General features: G+C 44.9%; 17 protein-coding genes. 4 read left to right on the plus strand and 13 right to left on the minus strand.

The window, feature by feature from the left end; all coding sequences use genetic code 11:
• Positions 1-197 precede the first annotated feature (197 nt).
• Positions 198-1394 (minus strand): endonuclease Q family protein, encoded by a 1197-nt coding sequence (locus ACN6NF_RS14620; protein WP_474319062.1) that lies wholly within the window; start codon positions 1392-1394, stop codon positions 198-200.
• 4 nt (positions 1395-1398) lie between these two features.
• Positions 1399-2010: an NUDIX domain-containing protein gene (locus tag ACN6NF_RS14625; protein WP_474318314.1), complete on the minus strand. Its 612-nt coding sequence runs from the start codon at positions 2008-2010 to the stop codon at positions 1399-1401.
• Positions 2011-2143: 133 nt separating this feature from the next.
• Between ACN6NF_RS14625 and mciZ the strand changes: the two genes are divergently transcribed.
• Entirely contained in the window at positions 2144-2287 is a 144-nt protein-coding gene (gene mciZ / locus ACN6NF_RS14630; RefSeq protein ID WP_474318315.1) for a Z-ring formation inhibitor MciZ, read from the plus strand.
• A 68-nt stretch (positions 2288-2355) separates the two neighbouring features.
• Here mciZ and ACN6NF_RS14635 read toward each other — a convergent pair whose 3' ends face one another.
• Positions 2356-3489, minus strand: coding sequence for a tripeptidase T (locus ACN6NF_RS14635; RefSeq protein WP_474318316.1), 1134 nt, complete (start codon positions 3487-3489; stop codon positions 2356-2358).
• Between the two features lie 85 nt (positions 3490-3574).
• Between ACN6NF_RS14635 and prli42 the strand changes: the two genes are divergently transcribed.
• On the plus strand, positions 3575-3679 hold the full coding sequence (prli42, locus tag ACN6NF_RS14640; RefSeq protein ID WP_016822268.1) for a stressosome-associated protein Prli42: 105 nt from the start codon (positions 3575-3577) through the stop codon (positions 3677-3679).
• Between the two features lie 123 nt (positions 3680-3802).
• Here the strand turns inward: prli42 and lipB are convergent, their stop codons facing one another.
• The 6 genes from lipB to ACN6NF_RS14670 all read right to left on the minus strand — a co-directional run bounded on the left by lipB (position 3803) and on the right by ACN6NF_RS14670 (position 9952).
• Positions 3803-4501, minus strand: coding sequence for a lipoyl(octanoyl) transferase LipB (gene lipB, locus ACN6NF_RS14645; RefSeq protein WP_474318317.1), 699 nt, complete (start codon positions 4499-4501; stop codon positions 3803-3805).
• Between the two features lie 45 nt (positions 4502-4546).
• Positions 4547-5929: a dihydrolipoamide acetyltransferase family protein gene (locus ACN6NF_RS14650; protein WP_474318318.1), complete on the minus strand. Its 1383-nt coding sequence runs from the start codon at positions 5927-5929 to the stop codon at positions 4547-4549.
• Between the two features lie 88 nt (positions 5930-6017).
• The gene (locus tag ACN6NF_RS14655) at positions 6018-7004 is read right to left on the minus strand and encodes an alpha-ketoacid dehydrogenase subunit beta (RefSeq protein ID WP_016822271.1); all 987 of its coding nucleotides are present in this window, start codon (positions 7002-7004) and stop codon (positions 6018-6020) included.
• A gap of 2 nt (positions 7005-7006) precedes the next feature.
• Positions 7007-8035: a thiamine pyrophosphate-dependent dehydrogenase E1 component subunit alpha gene (locus tag ACN6NF_RS14660; RefSeq protein ID WP_013371751.1), complete on the minus strand. Its 1029-nt coding sequence runs from the start codon at positions 8033-8035 to the stop codon at positions 7007-7009.
• A 140-nt stretch (positions 8036-8175) separates the two neighbouring features.
• Entirely contained in the window at positions 8176-9597 is a 1422-nt protein-coding gene (gene lpdA, locus ACN6NF_RS14665) for a dihydrolipoyl dehydrogenase (protein ID WP_474318319.1), read from the minus strand.
• 121 nt (positions 9598-9718) lie between these two features.
• A complete protein-coding gene (locus ACN6NF_RS14670) occupies positions 9719-9952 on the minus strand; it encodes a hypothetical protein (RefSeq protein ID WP_474318320.1) in 234 nt (77 codons plus the stop codon).
• Positions 9953-10159: 207 nt separating this feature from the next.
• Here ACN6NF_RS14670 and ACN6NF_RS14675 point away from each other — a divergent pair, with 207 nt between their 5' ends.
• Together ACN6NF_RS14675 and ACN6NF_RS14680 are read left to right on the plus strand one after the other, a co-directional pair.
• On the plus strand, positions 10160-10756 hold the full coding sequence (locus ACN6NF_RS14675; RefSeq protein WP_185156523.1) for a thymidine kinase: 597 nt from the start codon (positions 10160-10162) through the stop codon (positions 10754-10756).
• A gap of 167 nt (positions 10757-10923) precedes the next feature.
• Positions 10924-11700, plus strand: coding sequence for a sporulation protein (locus tag ACN6NF_RS14680; protein WP_474318321.1), 777 nt, complete (start codon positions 10924-10926; stop codon positions 11698-11700).
• Positions 11701-11821: 121 nt separating this feature from the next.
• Here the strand turns inward: ACN6NF_RS14680 and ACN6NF_RS14685 are convergent, their stop codons facing one another.
• The 4 genes from ACN6NF_RS14685 to ACN6NF_RS14700 form a co-directional block, all read right to left on the minus strand.
• Entirely contained in the window at positions 11822-12226 is a 405-nt protein-coding gene (locus ACN6NF_RS14685) for a hypothetical protein (protein ID WP_474318322.1), read from the minus strand.
• Between the two features lie 359 nt (positions 12227-12585).
• Positions 12586-13089: a hypothetical protein gene (locus ACN6NF_RS14690; protein ID WP_474318323.1), complete on the minus strand. Its 504-nt coding sequence runs from the start codon at positions 13087-13089 to the stop codon at positions 12586-12588.
• 170 nt (positions 13090-13259) lie between these two features.
• Complete coding sequence (locus ACN6NF_RS14695) at positions 13260-14960, minus strand: methyl-accepting chemotaxis protein (protein ID WP_474318324.1); 1701 nt, start codon at positions 14958-14960, stop codon at positions 13260-13262.
• Between the two features lie 248 nt (positions 14961-15208).
• Positions 15209-15958 (minus strand): class I SAM-dependent methyltransferase, encoded by a 750-nt coding sequence (locus ACN6NF_RS14700; protein ID WP_474318325.1) that lies wholly within the window; start codon positions 15956-15958, stop codon positions 15209-15211.
• Between the last annotated feature and the right edge of the window lie 518 nt (positions 15959-16476).

Consider the following 16476-nt stretch of genomic DNA (forward strand, 5'->3'; position numbering starts at 1 on the left):
TCCTGCCCCTTTCATCTGCTTGTTTGTCCAAAAAACAACCGTAATCCGACGGCTGATGGCTAGAAATAGGGCAGCTTTTGCTGCAATTCTAACATCACGAATGATGCGCCAAGCCAACGGCAGAGATATTTTATGGTTATGAACAAGCAGACGCTGATATACCTTTTTACGAGACAAGACTTGACTAGGACACTTTACTAGGATTTCGCTATTTTTCCGTAGGTTCCACCACCACCGGATACAAGCGCCAGCCGTCCTTCGCGTGAAAGCACAATCTGCTCTGCCAACACTTTACCGACGACCTCTGACAGTTCCTCCTGCGTAACCTCATGTAAAATATTCATTTCTGTTCCGAAGGCTGCTAATAGCTGGTTCAGCTTGGCTTTACCCAGGCCTGGAATAAATTCCAGCGGAATCTGGTAAATGTACGGAGGACGATGAGAGGGAATTACGGGCTGTTCACGGTCGGCAATGCTCCAGATTCGATCAAGCACACCCCGCACCAGCTTGGTATGGCCACAGTTAGGGCAGCGTTCGTCCGCCATCTGTTGCTCGTCAATAATCGTACCGCAGCTTTGACAGTAAGAGCGATGGTATTTTCCAAGTTTGGGATTCAATCCGTAGTTGGCACACACCCGTCGTCCTTCACGCCGCTCCAAAGCCATCCTGAATTCATCAAAACACGGCTTCGCCAGTGATAATTTGTTGTATTCTCGTCCAATTTTCCCAAGGGAATGGGCATCTGAATTCGTGAGAAAGCTGAAACGATCCAGCTCCGAAATCAAGCCTGCCATAGATGAATCTGCGCTCAGCCCCAGTTCCACTCCACTAATGAGCTCCATATTCAGCAGTTCCTCCATACGGTCTGCAGAACTGCCATAAATGCCCTTATGCGGAGTGAACACGTGCGCAGGCACCATAATGCCTCCACGTCCGTAAATTTGCTGCTGCAACTCACGTGGCGGTGCGTAGATCCTTTGTGAGCTGAGATTGACATTTTTCATATGCTTCGTCAGCCATTGGGTAAAATCCTCCATCGCCGCCAGATCAGGAAAATAGGCCAGTACGTGTGCTTCGGGACGACCTTCAGCACGTATTTCCAGCTCCGTGCCAAGTAGAATCACTGTATCCCTGTATGCGATACCACCACCGCTGATTTCTTCCATTTCACCTGTATGCAAATGGCTACGAATATCCTCCTGTACATTAGGCGCGTGGCAGTCAATAATCCCAATGAGCCCAATCCCTTTGCGACCAGAGGCTTCCTTGGCTATATTGGCAAACGTTAGATCACGGCTACCACTAATTTTGACTGGAGCTCCTTTCTCCGTTCTGCCAATATGAATATGCAGGTCTGCAAAGTAGTTGTTAAGTTCTATTATATTTGTGTCCATCCGCTTAGAAGCTCCCTGTTTGTTGGCGAAGTTGCCACGCATAGACAGCCAGAATCGTTTTGGCATCACTAATGCGCCCTTCACGAATAAGTGTGTGTGCTTCTTCCAGCGTCACCTCAAATAGCTCCAAAAATTCATCCTCATCCGGTTTCATCTCACCTCGCTCCAGTTCTTCGGCCACATACAGATGTATGATTTCATCCGCAAAGCCAGGAGATGTATAAAAAGAGTGAAGCAGCTTCAACGATTTGGATGTATAGCCTGTCTCTTCTTTCAATTCACGTCCCGCTGCTTCCATTGGGTCTTCACCTCGCTCCAGCTTGCCTGCAGGGATTTCAACCTCACAACGCCCCATAGCTTGTCTGTACTGGTCTACGACCAGCATTTTCCCCTCATGCAGAGCCAAAACTGCCACTGCACCTGGATGCTTGACGATTTCACGCTTTCCAGTTGAGCCGTCGGGAAGCTCTACCGTGTCTACCTGTACCGTAATGACCTTTCCTTCAAAGATAGTCTGTGTGGATACGGTCTTTTCCTCCAGCGCAGGATTGGAATAAGGCTTGCGAAGTGCATGGCTTGTTGGATTGTTCACTTGTTCTTTCGTTTGGTCGTTCATCAGGCATGTTTCCTCCTTCGTTTTCTATCTTTCTTTCATTATTAATTATCTCCAACATGAGTCTAACTTGTCCACTTGGAACATATGCTGGGGATAGTATATCAAAACTTCTGCTATAAGGAGATTTCAGAATATGAAGAGCTATCGAACTGAAACCACCCTCCATATCGTCGGCAAAGCCTGGCAGATTCAAGCCCTCCTACGTCAATGGCAAAAGGAACATGGACCTACAGCCACTATTGCTTCGCTAACTGTTCCAAAAAAGGTTCAGATCTAAAGGAGGAACACCGTTCCTGTCTTTAGCCTGAACCCTTTTCGGTATATTGTAAATGTAAAAGGTAAGTCTTACTTTGTAGTTTCTTGAATCAGAGCTACGACTACTTCAGCAACCTTCACTAGATCATCAGCCTTGATCTTTTCCTCTGTTGTGTGGATGTTCTGGTAGCCCACCGCCAAATTCACCGTTGGAATTCCAAGCCCGTTGAATACATTAGCATCCGAGCCGCCACCCGAATGGAAGGTGGATGTTGCCAGTCCCAGCCCTTGAATGGCACGCTGAGCAACCTGTACAACTTCATCATGCTCCGTAAAGCTGAATGCTGGATAGATGACTTCACTGCGGAACTCTCCCTGGGCACCAAATTCACGCGTAGTGGTTTCGAGCGCTTCACGCATATGCTGAATTTGATGATTAACCTTTTCCTGTACAATACTGCGAGCCTCCGCACGGATCAATACAAAATCGCAGACCACATTCGTCGCGCCGCCGCCTTCGAAACTGCCGATGTTAGCGGTTGTCTCCTTGTCAATGCGTCCCAATTTCATTTTAGAAATTGCTTTAGAAGCGACTTGAATGGCACTGATGCCATCTTCAGGATTAACTCCCGCATGTGCAGACTTCCCAGTAATTCCCATCTCAATACGTGCCTGTGTGGGAGCAGCTATACAAATAGAACCCACCTCACCGTTCGAATCCAAAGCGTATCCGAAGTCAGAATCCAGCACTTCCGGCTTCATCGCCCGTGCACCCATTAAACCAGATTCCTCGCCAGCCGTAATCACGAACTGAATTTGACCATGGGGAATGTTCTGCTCGCGCACAACCCGAATCGCCTCGAACAAAGCAGCAATCCCAGCCTTGTCATCCGAACCCAAAATTGTTGAACCATCACTGCGAATCCAGCCATCCTCACCCAACTGCGGCTTGATACCCTTACCTGGAGTTACGGTATCCATGTGACAGGTAAAAAATATTTTGGGTGCTTGCTCCACACCTTCCGCTTTCCAGGTAACAATCAAATTACCCGAACCATGTCCCGTTCTTTCGCGGGAATCGTCTTCTACGACTTCCAGTCCAAGTGCATTAAACTTTTCTTTCAGAACACGTGATATTTCCTGTTCATGCTTTGTTTCACTGTCCACCTGTACGAGTTCCATAAATTCCTGTACGATTCGATCTTTTACTATCTCTACTGTCATTAAACTTTCCTCTCTTTCCCGATTACGTTACAATACGGATAGATGTTCTTATCTATGACTTAAACCTATCCTAAAGGAGTTACACATGTCTAACAAAAAATGGGTTCGTTTTTTCGTCTACGTTATGCTCGCAGCTATGATTGGTTCTACGCTGTTCATGGTGATTGAGCCGTTTATTATGCCACTATAACAACTACACCGCTCAAGATTGGGCTACCCAAGATCCGTTACAAGCTATGTGTGGACGAGCTGCTGCACAAGCAAACAAACAGGCGGGCTCCCGTGTCAATCACACAATTGCCCGCCTGACCTTTTATAGGAAGGAATGCGTTTGCCATTGCGCAGCAAATGAAAATTGCTGTTCAAAGTACGGTACAATTTCCCTCGCAATCTGCTCTACCGAAAAAGACTGCTGTGTACAGTCCTCTAATGATGTCACACCGTATTCTTGAATTCCGCATGGAACAATGCCTTCAAAGCCTTCATGCTGTATTCCTGACTTGATGTTAAAGGCAAAGCCATGGCTGGTTACGAAGCCCCGACGGTGCTTACATTTGTTAAATTTGACACCAATGGCCGCAATTTTAAGATTCCCGATCCATACCCCCGTATATTCAGGCTTACGACTCCCTTCAATCCCATAAGATGCCAGTAACTGAATGATCACTTCTTCCAAACTTCGAAGGTATCCGTGCAGATTTAACGCCTCTCGGTTGCCAAGCACAAGTAAGGGATATCCGACAAGTTGCCCTGGTCCATGATATGTAATGTCTCCCCCACGATCAATCTGAAAGACGCTGATGCCCTGCTCTTTCAGTTGCTCTGGTGTGAGGAGCAAATGCTCAGGATGCCTCTGAGAACCAATGGTGTAGGTTGGCGGATGCTGGAGAAGCATAAGCGTTTCTCTCGCCTCCCCCGCATCCAGCTTTCCCACAATCTCCTTCTGAACATCCCAAGCATGGGCATATTCCATCCTATTCGTATAGGTTACATCAAGCGGTCGTCTGTTCACGGCCTGTCACTTCCTCTCCGTCCATTTACCTAACTGTTCGGATGATTAGTACAGCTTCGTATCCAAGGTGTAGCCTTCTAGATTTTCTTTAACCCGTTGCAGGAATCGTCCGCAAATCACTCCGTCTAAAATACGATGATCCAGCGACAGACACAGATTAGCCATAGAGCGCACCGCAATCATATCATCAATGACCACTGGTCTTTTGACAATGGATTCAAAGGTAAGAATTGCAGCTTGCGGATAGTTAATCACCGGATAAGATAAAATGGAACCAAAGGAACCGGTGTTGTTGACGGTGAACGTTCCACCCTGCATGTCGTCCAGTTTGAGTGTACCTTCGCGAGTTTTACGTGCCAAATCGTCAATTTCACGAGCTAAACCAGCAATATTTTTTTGGTCGGCTTTTTTAATAACAGGAGTAAGAACGGAGTCCTCCGTGCCTACGGCCAACGAAATATTGATGTCTCTTTTGATGATAATTTTATCGACTGCCCACACCGAATTCATGATCGGATATTCTTTGATTGCATTCACGACTGCTTTCATGAGAAAAGCCAGATACGTAATATTGATGCCTTCTTTTTGCTTGAACTCGTTTTTGATCTTGTTGCGGAGCATCACCAGATTGGTCACATCCACTTCAATCGTCGTCCAGGCATGAGGAATTTCCGAAACACTTTGCCGCATATTACGGGCAATTGCACTACGAATAGGTGTAACATCAATAAAATACTCGGATCTGTTATTGTTGCCACCCTCAACTTCGATCATAGGAACTTTTGGCGCCTCTGTTAAATGAATACCACTGTTGCGCACCGGAATCGCAGGGTCCATATTTTGAACTGGAGCACTATGCTGAACAGCAGACTGCTGTAGTCCTGTAAAAGGAGATCCTTGTCCTTCCGTGGTCCCACTCGTCTGACCAGTTGGAGCTGAGCCGCCCTGCTGCACAAAATTCAGCACGTCTTTGCGAGTAATTCTTCCCCCCATGCCTGTTCCTGGCACTCTGCTTAAGTCCACATTGTGCTCAGCAGCCAGTGTTTGGACCGCTGGAGAAAAACGTCCTCGCATGGACTGATCCGATCCAGCACTCTGCTGGGATTGTGCTTGCACGTTGCTTTGAGATGCTGATGCCGCAGGTGTCGCTCCTGTTGATGCTGTAGGTGCAGCCGACTTCGTCTGAATACGGCAAATCAACTCGCCTACCGCTACCGTCTGACCTTCCTCCGCCAACAGGTCACCCATAATGCCATCCAATGTGGATGGGATTTCTGCGTTCACTTTATCTGTAATAACCTCGCAAATTGGCTCAAATTGCTCTACTGGGTCACCAGGTTGTTTCAGCCATTTGGCAATTGTTGCCGATACGAGCGATTCAGCCAATTGCGGCATGGTCACGTCGTTCCATTGTGTTTGGTCTGACATTTTTTCAACTCCTTAACATCATAGAAGGGCGCGTTTTATCGCTGCCCCACTACACTTTTGGAATACTTTCTCCCGAATCTGCTCTATATTAATACATAGCGAGACGGCGCATGGCTTCCTTCACTTTATCCTTGTTTAACATATAAAACTTCTCCATCGGTGGGCTGATCGGCATCGCTGGCACATCAGGAGCGCACAGACGCTCAATCGGGGCATCCAGTTCGAACAAACACTCTTCATTAATAATAGCCGATACCTCGGCACCGATACCGCCCGTTTTGTTGTCCTCATGAACGATTAAGACCTTGCCTGTATGTCTTGCAGCCTCGATAATGGCTTCACGATCCAATGGCTGGAGTGTGCGCAAATCCACAACATGTGCGGTAATGCCCTCTTCCTTCTCCAATTCCTCAGCGGCCTGCATAACAAAATGCAACGGCTGGCTATAACCGATGACCGTAATATCGTCACCCTCACGCAGTAGATTAGCCTTGCCGATTGGAACGATATAATCATCCTCAGGCACTTCACCCTTAATCAGCTTGTAGGATTTTTTATTTTCAAAAAACAGCACTGGGTCAGGGTCACGAATGGCTGCTTTCAGCAATCCTTTGGCGTCATAAGGTGTAAATGGAGCAACAATTTTTAGACCCGGTGTACCAAAAAAGATAGATTCCGGACACTGAGAGTGATACAAACCACCAAAAATACCGCCACCGATAGGTGCGCGGATCACCACCGGACAATTCCAATCGTTGTTAGAGCGGTAGCGGATTTTAGCCGCTTCACTAATGATCTGATTCGTCGCTGGCAGCATGAAGTCCGAATATTGCATTTCGGCAATCGGCTTCATTCCGTACATTGCCGCACCAATTGCAACCCCTGCAATCGCCGACTCTGCCAATGGTGTATCCATGACACGTTGCTCACCAAATTGGTCCATGAGCCCCTTAGTCGTTGTAAAAACACCGCCTTTTACGCCGACGTCCTCACCTAATACAAAAACCGTTTCATCCTGCTCCATTTCTTCCTTCATAGCAAGACGTATCGCATCAATATATTCCATCATCGCCATAGTTACCGACCCTCCCCATCGCTATCAGCATACACATGCAGTAGCGTATCTTCGGGCTTAGGAAAAGGCGCATTATCTGCATATTCAATGGCTTCCTTGACTTCGAGCAGCAGTTCGGCCGACAGATCTGCATCTTTGGCCTCATCCCAAATGCCGCATTCAATCAAGTAACTCTTCATGCGGGCTACGCCGTCCTTGGCCCAGTTCTCATCCACTTCCTCCTTGGTCCGGTAAGCCAGATCATTATCCGAAGTGGAGTGAGGGGACAGACGGTACATCATCGCTTCAATTAGCGTAGGACCTTCACCACGGACAGCACGTTCACGTGCTTCCTTCACCGCGGCATATACGGCTAGCGCATCATTACCATCGACACGAATACCAGGGAATCCGTAACCCAATGCTCGGTCGCTTACCTTGCCTGCCAACTGCTTATGAATGGGAACCGAAATCGCATATTGATTATTCTCGCACATTATGATGACTGGCAGCTTCTGTACACCCGCAAAGTTACAGCCTTCGTGGAAATCTCCCTGATTACTGGAACCTTCCCCAAACGTAACAAACGATACAAAATCCTTTTTCTGCATTTTGGCAGCCAGCGCCACACCCACTGCATGCGGTACCTGTGTGGTCACTGGGCTGGAGCCTGTCACAATCCGCAGTCGTTTACTACCAAAATGCCCCGGCATCTGGCGACCTCCACTATTGGGGTCATCTGCCTTGGCAAATGCCGACAACATCAATTCGCGCGGTGTCATGCCGACTGCAAGCACGAATCCGTAATCCCGGTAATAGGGAAGGAAATAGTCCTTTTCCCGGTCTAAAGCGAAAGCTGCACCTACTTGTGCCGCCTCCTGCCCAATACCGGAAACGTGGAAGTTAATTTTTCCTGCCCGTTGCAGGAGCATGTTGCGCTCGTCAAATCTTCTTGCGAGCAACATATATCTGTACATATCAATTACTTGTCCGTGAGTAAGTCCCAGCTGTTCATGTCTGAAGCCAGCGTCTACAGCGCCTTTAGAACTCATTGAGGCACCTCCTTAAATGTCAAACATCCTACTTTCAGTACCTAGTACCATCTTGTCTTAAAACCTGGTACTAAACTCTGACTAACCTCATTATAATCCTTTTCGCCCCAAAAAGAAAAGTACCGATTTATTTGAAACGTTTATATGCCTATCGCTTGTCCATCAACGGCCAGCATCGCTTCTCCCAAAATCTCTGACAACGTTGGATGCGGATGAATAAGCTGTCCGACTTCCCACGGCGTAGCATCCAGCAATTGCGCAAGAGCGGCCTCGCTGATCAGATCCGTTACATGTGTACCGATCATATGTACACCGAGAATATCATTGGTTTTCTGGTCCGCCACCACTTTAACGAAGCCGTCCCGACTACCGTATACTAACGATTTTCCGATCGCTTGGAAAGGGAACTTCCCTGTTTTCACCTGGTGTCCACGTTCACGGGCTTCTTGCTCCGTCAAGCCGACGCTTGCGGCTTCAGGACGTGTGTAAATACACCGCGGAATCATATAGTTGGGTACGCTGTGAAACTCTTCGCCCGCCAAATGATGAATTGCTTGCAAACCTTCATGGCTTGCCGCATGCGCCAGCTGTAAGCCGCCGATGCAATCCCCGATGGCGTAAATATGTGGCTCATTCGTCTGCAAATGCTCATTAACCGAGATAAAACCACGCTCCACGCGGATATCTGTATTTTCCAGACCGATATTTTCCACATTCGCCTGACGACCTACAGAAATGAGCAGTTTGGAAGCACTGAGGGTTTCGGTTTCTTCTCCTTTTTGCACGTCAATCTGTACGCCTTCCTCATCCTTGCCGTAGGTTTCAGCCAACACTTGTGCCCCTGTCAGCACCTTGACACCACGCTTGGTTAACAAACGTTGCATTTCACGCGAAACGTCCTCATCTTCCGTAGGAATAAGTCGATTCGCGGCCTCAACCACCGTAACCTCCACGCCAAAATCATTCAGCATGGAAGCCCATTCCACGCCAATGACACCACCACCCACGATAATCAGGGATGCTGGCAGCTTCTCCATCATCAACGCTTCGTCACTGCTCAGAATAAATTCGCCATCTGGCTCCAGTCCGGGCAGCACACGCGGGCGTGATCCTGTTGCAATAATGAGATGTGCAGGAACAATCGTCTCCATCTCACCATCTTCTAGTTCCACAGCCACTGCGCCGCTTTTAGGAGAAAATATAGACGGTCCAATCACGCGTCCCTTACCGCTTAGCACCATAATTTCATTTTTACGCATCAAAAATTGAACGCCTTGGTGTAGCTGCTCCACAACGGCTTCCTTACGTTCCTGAACCTTGGGAAATACAAGCTGTGCTCCCGATGTCTCGATACCATATTGTGCACTTTCTTTAATCGTTGCATATACTTCCGCACTGCGCAGCAGAGCCTTGCTCGGAATACAACCTCTGTGCAGACAGGTTCCGCCAAGCTTGTCCTTTTCGATGATCACCACTTCCTTGCCGAGCTGGGCTGCGCGAATAGCTGCTACATACCCTCCGGTTCCTCCACCCAAAATAGCGACATCACAATGTATAGTCATGTTTCTCCTCCATTAACATTGATTATATATAGCTTATTGTACTCTCTTTATTTCACTGTACAAAATATAGCGTTTAGGCATAGGCTGCAAATCATCTACCTAATCTAGATATCCCTCCATATCATTCATACAGCGCATCTCGTAATTTGGTAGACATCCTTGGAGTTTGTAGCGATTTGGCCCGCAGCGCCTTGCGAAACGATTCATTTTGCTTGCTCAGAAGATCAAGCTCTGTCTCCAGCTCAATGATTAGCTCCAGAGCTTGCGGGCTAATCAGTCCTTGTTCCAGTAATGCTCTTTTTTTGGCACTATAATCCGTGTTTTTTTCATCCATGCCTTCCACTCTTCCCTTCATTCCACTATGCTTCACCATATCATGCCCGCGGCGGCAGAGCAATGACGACCACATTTACGTTTTAAGAATAGACATACAAAAACATGTCGAAAAACAATATATTTTCTCTAGTCTGTATGTGGCTCGTTATGGTAATCTATAATGGCGTTTTCTTTCGGAGATGAAGATTTACACCGTTATGTACATGTTAAGAGAGGGGAATTCGCTTTGCCTACAGGACGAATTACGATTATTACAGGCCCCATGTTCAGCGAAAAATCCGGCGAATTGATTCGCCGTTGTCAGAAACTAATCCAATACGGGCATCGCAAGGTGGTCGCTTACAAACCAGCTGAAGATAACCGTTATGCCGAGGACGAAATTGTAAGCCGGATCGGATATCGGCTGCCCGCTATCTCTATTCCAAGAAAACTTACGGATGAGCTCGTTCAGCGTATTTTGCAAGAAACGAAAGATGCCGATGTGGTTGCCTTTGACGAAGTCCAGTTTTTCAGTCGGCATATTATGTCGCTCATACAAGAGTTAGCTTATTGCGGAAAGCATGTCATTGCCGATGGGCTGAATCTGGATTACCGTGGCAAGGAGTTCGGCTATGTCGGTGGTCTGCTCGCTATGGCAGATGACATCGAGAAGCTGACTTCCTTCTGCGCTGTATGCGGCAGCTCGGAAGCAGTATTTACACAACGTATGGTCAATGGAAAACCTTCCACTGTAGGACCTATCGTGATGATCGGCGATTCTGAGGCTTATGAACCTCGTTGTCGTAAATGTTTTATACCTCCCCATAAAGTGAACTGCGATTAGTAAGCTACATGGGTCGGCAACTCCATGCGCCTAATTGTTTTCCATTACTTTTTTCTTGCATTTTTTTGGAACGGTTCAAGCTATTCTCCCGTATATCCGGTTAAGCTGTACAAGTTTTAGTTTTCGAGTGTATACCATAACCATAAGATTATCGGGGGGACGGAATGATGAGTTTCTTTAACAAGATCTTAGCAAGTGCAGGAATCGGTTCAGCCAAAGTCGATACGTTAGTGGATCAAACTGTATATGTGCCTGGAGAAGAACTTAGCGGCATCATACGTATCAAGGGCGGTAAAATTGACCAGGAAATCGGCAAAATTGATATTGAGCTCAAGACTGAATATATCGGAGAGCACGATGATAAAAAAAACGTCACCACCTGCTGCATTGCGCGGATCAAGGTATCTGATGGCTTTCATCTAAAGCAAGGACAGGAGCTTGAAATCCCCTTTTCCTTCAGATTGCCTTTGGAAACCCCTGTTACTCATGCCAAACAGCCTGTCTGGCTGGAAACAGCATTGGATATTGGCATGGCTTTGGACCCGACCGATCGTGATTCACTTAAAATCGAGCCGCATCCTTATATGAGTACGGTGTTTGAGGCGGTTCACCTGTTAGGCTTCCGATTCCGTTCCTCCACCTGCGAACGTCACCCCAAGCTTGGACGCGGTGTTCCATTTGTGCAGGAGTTTGAGTTTACGCCTAGCTCGGAGTATGCACGGGATATCGAGGAGCTAGAGCTGATTATGCAGTTGGAACCCGAGGGGGTACATGTGCTTGTAGAAGTAGATCGGAGAGGCAGGGGCTTGTCCGGTTGGCTGGAGACAGCTTTTGATATGGATGAGCGTCATGCCTGGTTGAGCTTAAGCAGGGAAGAGCTATCTTACGGACCAGACCATATAGCTGATGCGCTAGAGGAATTGATTGACAGGCAAATTCGCTAACAATGTAGTAAATATAGTAAAATACTAACAAAAAACTCCCAACCAAATTATTTACATATGGTTGGGAGTTTTTATGAATTATAAGATTTCTTTAATGATGGTCCTCAATAGTTTGTATAGACTAAAGTGGCAGCATATCCTGTCTTTCCGCCTTATGCTTACACTCTTTACATACTCCATACAGCGAACCATTATCATCAGCATAAAAGGTTAATTTTTCTTCTTTTTTACAAAAGGAGCATTTTTGCTTGCTTGTGCTCTGGATTGAGTCAGACAGTCCAAATCCAGATTGGGCCTGAATATCTGTCGCTTTTGTATTCGTGCGTGTCCCAGAAGACACTTTTGACTTCATTTCATTTGCGATGCGGGATTGTCGGGCAGGCTTACGAGGACGAAATTCAATGACATTATTACCCCGATGTTCATTCACTTGTTTATTGCTGCTACGTCCACGCCATGCCATAACAATCCAACCCAACGCCACTAACAACACGCCGACGATCACCCAAGTCAGACTATTCCACATGCTCTCATCCCCGCCTTTGCGTTAGAATCTTTTGCATAATACCACTAGCCCGTTCAATACGATGACTTAGCCTATAACATTTCATTTGTATATATATCCCTGTATAGCCTCTATGTTGTTCATTCGATTGCTTCCCATGTAAAAATCTACCCTTCAGTGCAACATCCGACTCGCCTCTTAACGAGACATTGATCATGTTAGGGAAAACATGTTATGCCGAGGAGTATATTGACCCTTTTTACAAATTGTACATCATCCTTTTGAAAAACGATAATATCCACTCTATGGACATTGTGCTCCTTATCATAATGCTTATCTACTTTCCAAAGGTGGGAACAAAAATGTCCCGGATGGCTACATTACTCCCCTTGATAATAAAAATCAATGAACCTTTTCGTCAACGGATTAAATTTATCAAAGCGTTTGCGATGCGGTAAAAAGCCTGACTTATGTACTTGTTCTGCTAGTGTTTCTACATGTTCAAATCGCTTGAAAAAAGGCAACGCGAAAGTGCAGATATCTTCAACAATCTCTTGGATCACTCGTTCTCTTTCTGCTTCTGTGGACACAAGGTAATCCCTGTTGCCCGTATATTTCTTAGTTAAAGCGATCAACTCACTGTGAAAACAAGCTCCTGTACTATAATTCTTTTTTATACTTTTGGATTCCACGGTAATGTAAATTTTTAATGCACTATATTTGGTCGCGCCGAAACAAATTTCAAATATAAATTCCTTGTTTTCTTTTTTCAAAACTTTTCTGCTTTTCAGATATTTAAAATCATTCAAAAATGGTGCAGCTATGATTTTGTCTATCGCAAACTGACGCAGGTCACTTGCTTTAAGTTCAGTCTTATTGTCCATGATATCACTCCAACTCAAAGAATTTCCCACCATTATATCATATCTTTCCAATTACAGACTCCGCATATCTCCACGGTAAAATCGCAATATATTAATTAAAAAATGAATAGGGAAAAAGCCCCTCATAATAGAGCGGCTTTTTCTCCTGAAATATAGAAACGGTATACGAATTATACCTTGAATTTACCAATTTGTCCTTGTAGGTCTTCTGCCATTTGGGACAGATTTCTTGCAGAGGAAGCAATTTCCTCCATCGATGCCAGTTGTTCTTGAGTCGCGGCAGATACGTGCTGTGTCCCGGCTGCAGCCTCTTCAGCAATCGCTGAAATTTGTTTAACAAAGCCAACAATCTCATCGGTACTTGCAGACATTTGCTCCGATCCAGCAGAGACCTCTTCAATTTCACTGGCCACTTTATTAACAGTTTCCTGAATAAGCTCAAAGGATGCACCTGCATTTTGCACGACTTCCCGACCTGTCATGACATCTCGCCCATTGGATGCTACCGCCTCAATAGCATGCGAAGTGTCCTTCTGTATCAATCCCACCAGCTCCGTAATTTGTTGAGCAGAATGAGCCGATTGTTCAGCCAGCTTACGCACTTCACCTGCAACTACAGCAAATCCGCTACCGTGATCTCCTGCGCGGGCTGCTTCAATGGCAGCGTTCAGGGCAAGAAGATTGGTCTGACTTGAAATATTGGTGATGACATCAATAATCTTTCCGATTTCATCTGAACGCTCTCCCAATCCAGCCATAAGATCAGCCAAGCTATTCATAGAGTCATTCACACTATTCATTTGGACAACAGCCTGCTGGATCAACTGATTGCCTTCAGCTGATTTGTGAGCTGCATCCTGAGCTGATGCAAAAACATTTTGCGCACGGATTGCAATTTGTTCCACGCCAATGGACATTTCCTCAATAGCCTGGGATGACTTGGTCACCATATCTACTTGATCGCCCGTCCCTGTAGCTACTTCTTGCACTGTTTCGGTGATTTGTGCAGTTGCTTGGCTATTTTGCTCTGCGCTGGCCGTTAATTCTTCCGAGGAAGTGGTAACCAACTCAGTCGTATTACTTACAGACTGAATCAGTTGACGAAGGTTTTCAACCATCGTATTAAAGGAATGCGTCAGCGTGCTAATCTCATCCTTGCCCTTCACGACAATAGCTTCCCCAGTAAGGTCACCGGACGCAATGCTTTCAGCAGCACGACTGATGCGCAAAATAGGCTTAGAAATAATTTGGGCTATAATGATCGCCATGATCAATGCTAGTATAACAGCTGCAATGCTCAAAACAATTACTAATTGTCTACCTGAAATAAAGTTATCAACAGCTTCTTTTGTAGTCAGTTTTGATCCATCTGCATTCAACTTAATAAGCTGACCGATCATATCGTTTGAACTATACCATAACTTATAGGATTCCTGGTGAAGGATGCTTGACTGAGTGTAATCATTAGCTCTCCCGGCTGCAATCACTTCTGGCAACTTATCCAAATACTCTGTATACGTTTTGGAGAATTTTTCATACATTTCACGTTCCTTAGGGGTAGAAATTAATTTTTCGTAAGTTTTTCGGCCTTCTTCAACTTTTTTTAAAACCTTATCATATTCGACCTGAACCTTCTCCATTTCCTCCGGGTCACGTTCTACAATAATATTTAATGAAAGCCGCTCTACATCAGATACATCGCCATTTAGTGTTCCAAGGATGGTCACACTTGGCATCCAATGGCTATCAATTTCCATTGAAGTATCGCCTAACTTTTTCATTCTTGAGATCGATACCGCACTAATCACAACCAACAGGATTATTACCGCAAGGAAACCCAATAACAATTTTGTTCGAATGTTAAATTTCATATATTCGCTCCTTAGTTCTCTATATAATAGATATTATATCGACAAGAATCGACACATTGTTTATATCAAAATTAAAGAGAATTTCAGAACTGTTTACAAAAGGGAATTTTTTCTCGGTGACAGTTATAGAACTGATTGAGGCTTATTTTATAAACCACGTGAGAGTATTATTTTTCACCCATCTAATTCATCCTTTGAAGCATTGCAAGCAAAAAAGAGATACCCCAAAGCGGGTATCCCTTTATGTTTTACTTCCTAGCCACAATCATAAATCGCTCTGCATTTGTCTTAATTCCTTTTGGAGTTTGATTTTCCAGAATGAATTGTTGGAGTATTTCAAAATCATTTTGTTTTTGTCCAAAGTCAGGAATAATAGGAGTGTGTTTCAAAAGAAAAACTAAGTCTGCAGGAGTCTGATAATATTCAGTTGCACTAAATTCGAATGACTGAATGTCGTTAAAGCCTGCTTCATTTAGTTCTGTAATACATTGAGTTTTCAATGAATCCTTCTTAGTACCCAATGCCTGCCCTCTTCCAAACGCTTCTTTAATGTTTAATTTGTCATTTTCGCTTACTTGTTGTGTTAAAAATATACCACCCTTAACTAACACCTTAACTATTTCTTTTGCACAGAAACACGAATGTCGAGAAGAGACTACATTAAAGAATTCCTTGGGGAAATTCAGATTTTCAGCATCCATCTGAAGAAAACGAACATTCGCTATGTCTGCTTCAGTAGAATTCTTTGTTGCCGTTTCAATCATTCCAGTAGATTGGTCAATCCCGACTAAAAGTAATGCAGAATTCGCTATTGCTAAAATAGCTTCCCCACCACCCGTGCCGATATCAAGCAATATGTCCGACTTCTCGCACGTCTTTGATACTTCATTGTAGAAGTCCCATTTTACTCCTTCAGAGCTACATTTCACATTACTGAAATTCCATCCGTTGGTTTTTCCAACCTTATCATAAAACTCTTTATATTCAATTGATTTCATTTTTATCCACCTTCAAATAAGATAATCAACTACAGAATGGCAAACCGAAATTATTCGAAATTTTAGTTTTGTAGTCAACAGGGTAGACTTACCCCTTAACAGCTGGTACGCGTTTTTTCCAGCCCGGAAACTAAATACTTCGAACAATACGGAAAGACATCCGATTCACCTCATTTGAAAGTTTGCTTTTATTATATTTCTAATCAGACATACCAATCAAGAATGATATTAGTCGCTAAACTTCTTTGCCCCCTTCTCCCTATATGGAAAGCGTATATTCACTAGAATTAAAGCCCTCCTTAGTGTTAGAGACTTTGTTTAAGGGTAGCAGACAGCAGTACAGGTAGAGGCAAATAGATTGTTAGGTTAAAATTCAAAATTGTTCGTAAAAAAATACCGCTTATTTATCGGTCTGGATGAACCAATAAACAAGCGGTATTTGCTGGTTTTACAATTCAAAAGTTTATTCGTATAAGGACGGTTGTTTGGGACATTATTAACCATCCCTTCATTCTAAC

This window comes from Paenibacillus sp. TSM33 (assembly GCF_056099025.1).

Coding starts and splice junctions, on each gene's coding strand:
- ACN6NF_RS14620 (WP_474319062.1), bottom strand. CDS start 1,394: ATGGACACAAATATAATAGAACTTAACAACTACTTTGCAGACCTGCAT.
- ACN6NF_RS14625 (WP_474318314.1), bottom strand. CDS start 2,010: ATGAACGACCAAACGAAAGAACAAGTGAACAATCCAACAAGCCATGCA.
- mciZ (WP_474318315.1), top strand. CDS start 2,144: ATGAAGAGCTATCGAACTGAAACCACCCTCCATATCGTCGGCAAAGCC.
- ACN6NF_RS14635 (WP_474318316.1), bottom strand. CDS start 3,489: ATGACAGTAGAGATAGTAAAAGATCGAATCGTACAGGAATTTATGGAA.
- prli42 (WP_016822268.1), top strand. CDS start 3,575: ATGTCTAACAAAAAATGGGTTCGTTTTTTCGTCTACGTTATGCTCGCA.
- ACN6NF_RS14650 (WP_474318318.1), bottom strand. CDS start 5,929: ATGTCAGACCAAACACAATGGAACGACGTGACCATGCCGCAATTGGCT.
- ACN6NF_RS14655 (WP_016822271.1), bottom strand. CDS start 7,004: ATGGCGATGATGGAATATATTGATGCGATACGTCTTGCTATGAAGGAA.
- ACN6NF_RS14660 (WP_013371751.1), bottom strand. CDS start 8,035: ATGAGTTCTAAAGGCGCTGTAGACGCTGGCTTCAGACATGAACAGCTG.
- lpdA (WP_474318319.1), bottom strand. CDS start 9,597: ATGACTATACATTGTGATGTCGCTATTTTGGGTGGAGGAACCGGAGGG.
- ACN6NF_RS14670 (WP_474318320.1), bottom strand. CDS start 9,952: ATGAAGGGAAGAGTGGAAGGCATGGATGAAAAAAACACGGATTATAGT.
- ACN6NF_RS14680 (WP_474318321.1), top strand. CDS start 10,924: ATGAGTTTCTTTAACAAGATCTTAGCAAGTGCAGGAATCGGTTCAGCC.
- ACN6NF_RS14685 (WP_474318322.1), bottom strand. CDS start 12,226: ATGTGGAATAGTCTGACTTGGGTGATCGTCGGCGTGTTGTTAGTGGCG.
- ACN6NF_RS14690 (WP_474318323.1), bottom strand. CDS start 13,089: ATGGACAATAAGACTGAACTTAAAGCAAGTGACCTGCGTCAGTTTGCG.
- ACN6NF_RS14695 (WP_474318324.1), bottom strand. CDS start 14,960: ATGAAATTTAACATTCGAACAAAATTGTTATTGGGTTTCCTTGCGGTA.
- ACN6NF_RS14700 (WP_474318325.1), bottom strand. CDS start 15,958: ATGAAATCAATTGAATATAAAGAGTTTTATGATAAGGTTGGAAAAACC.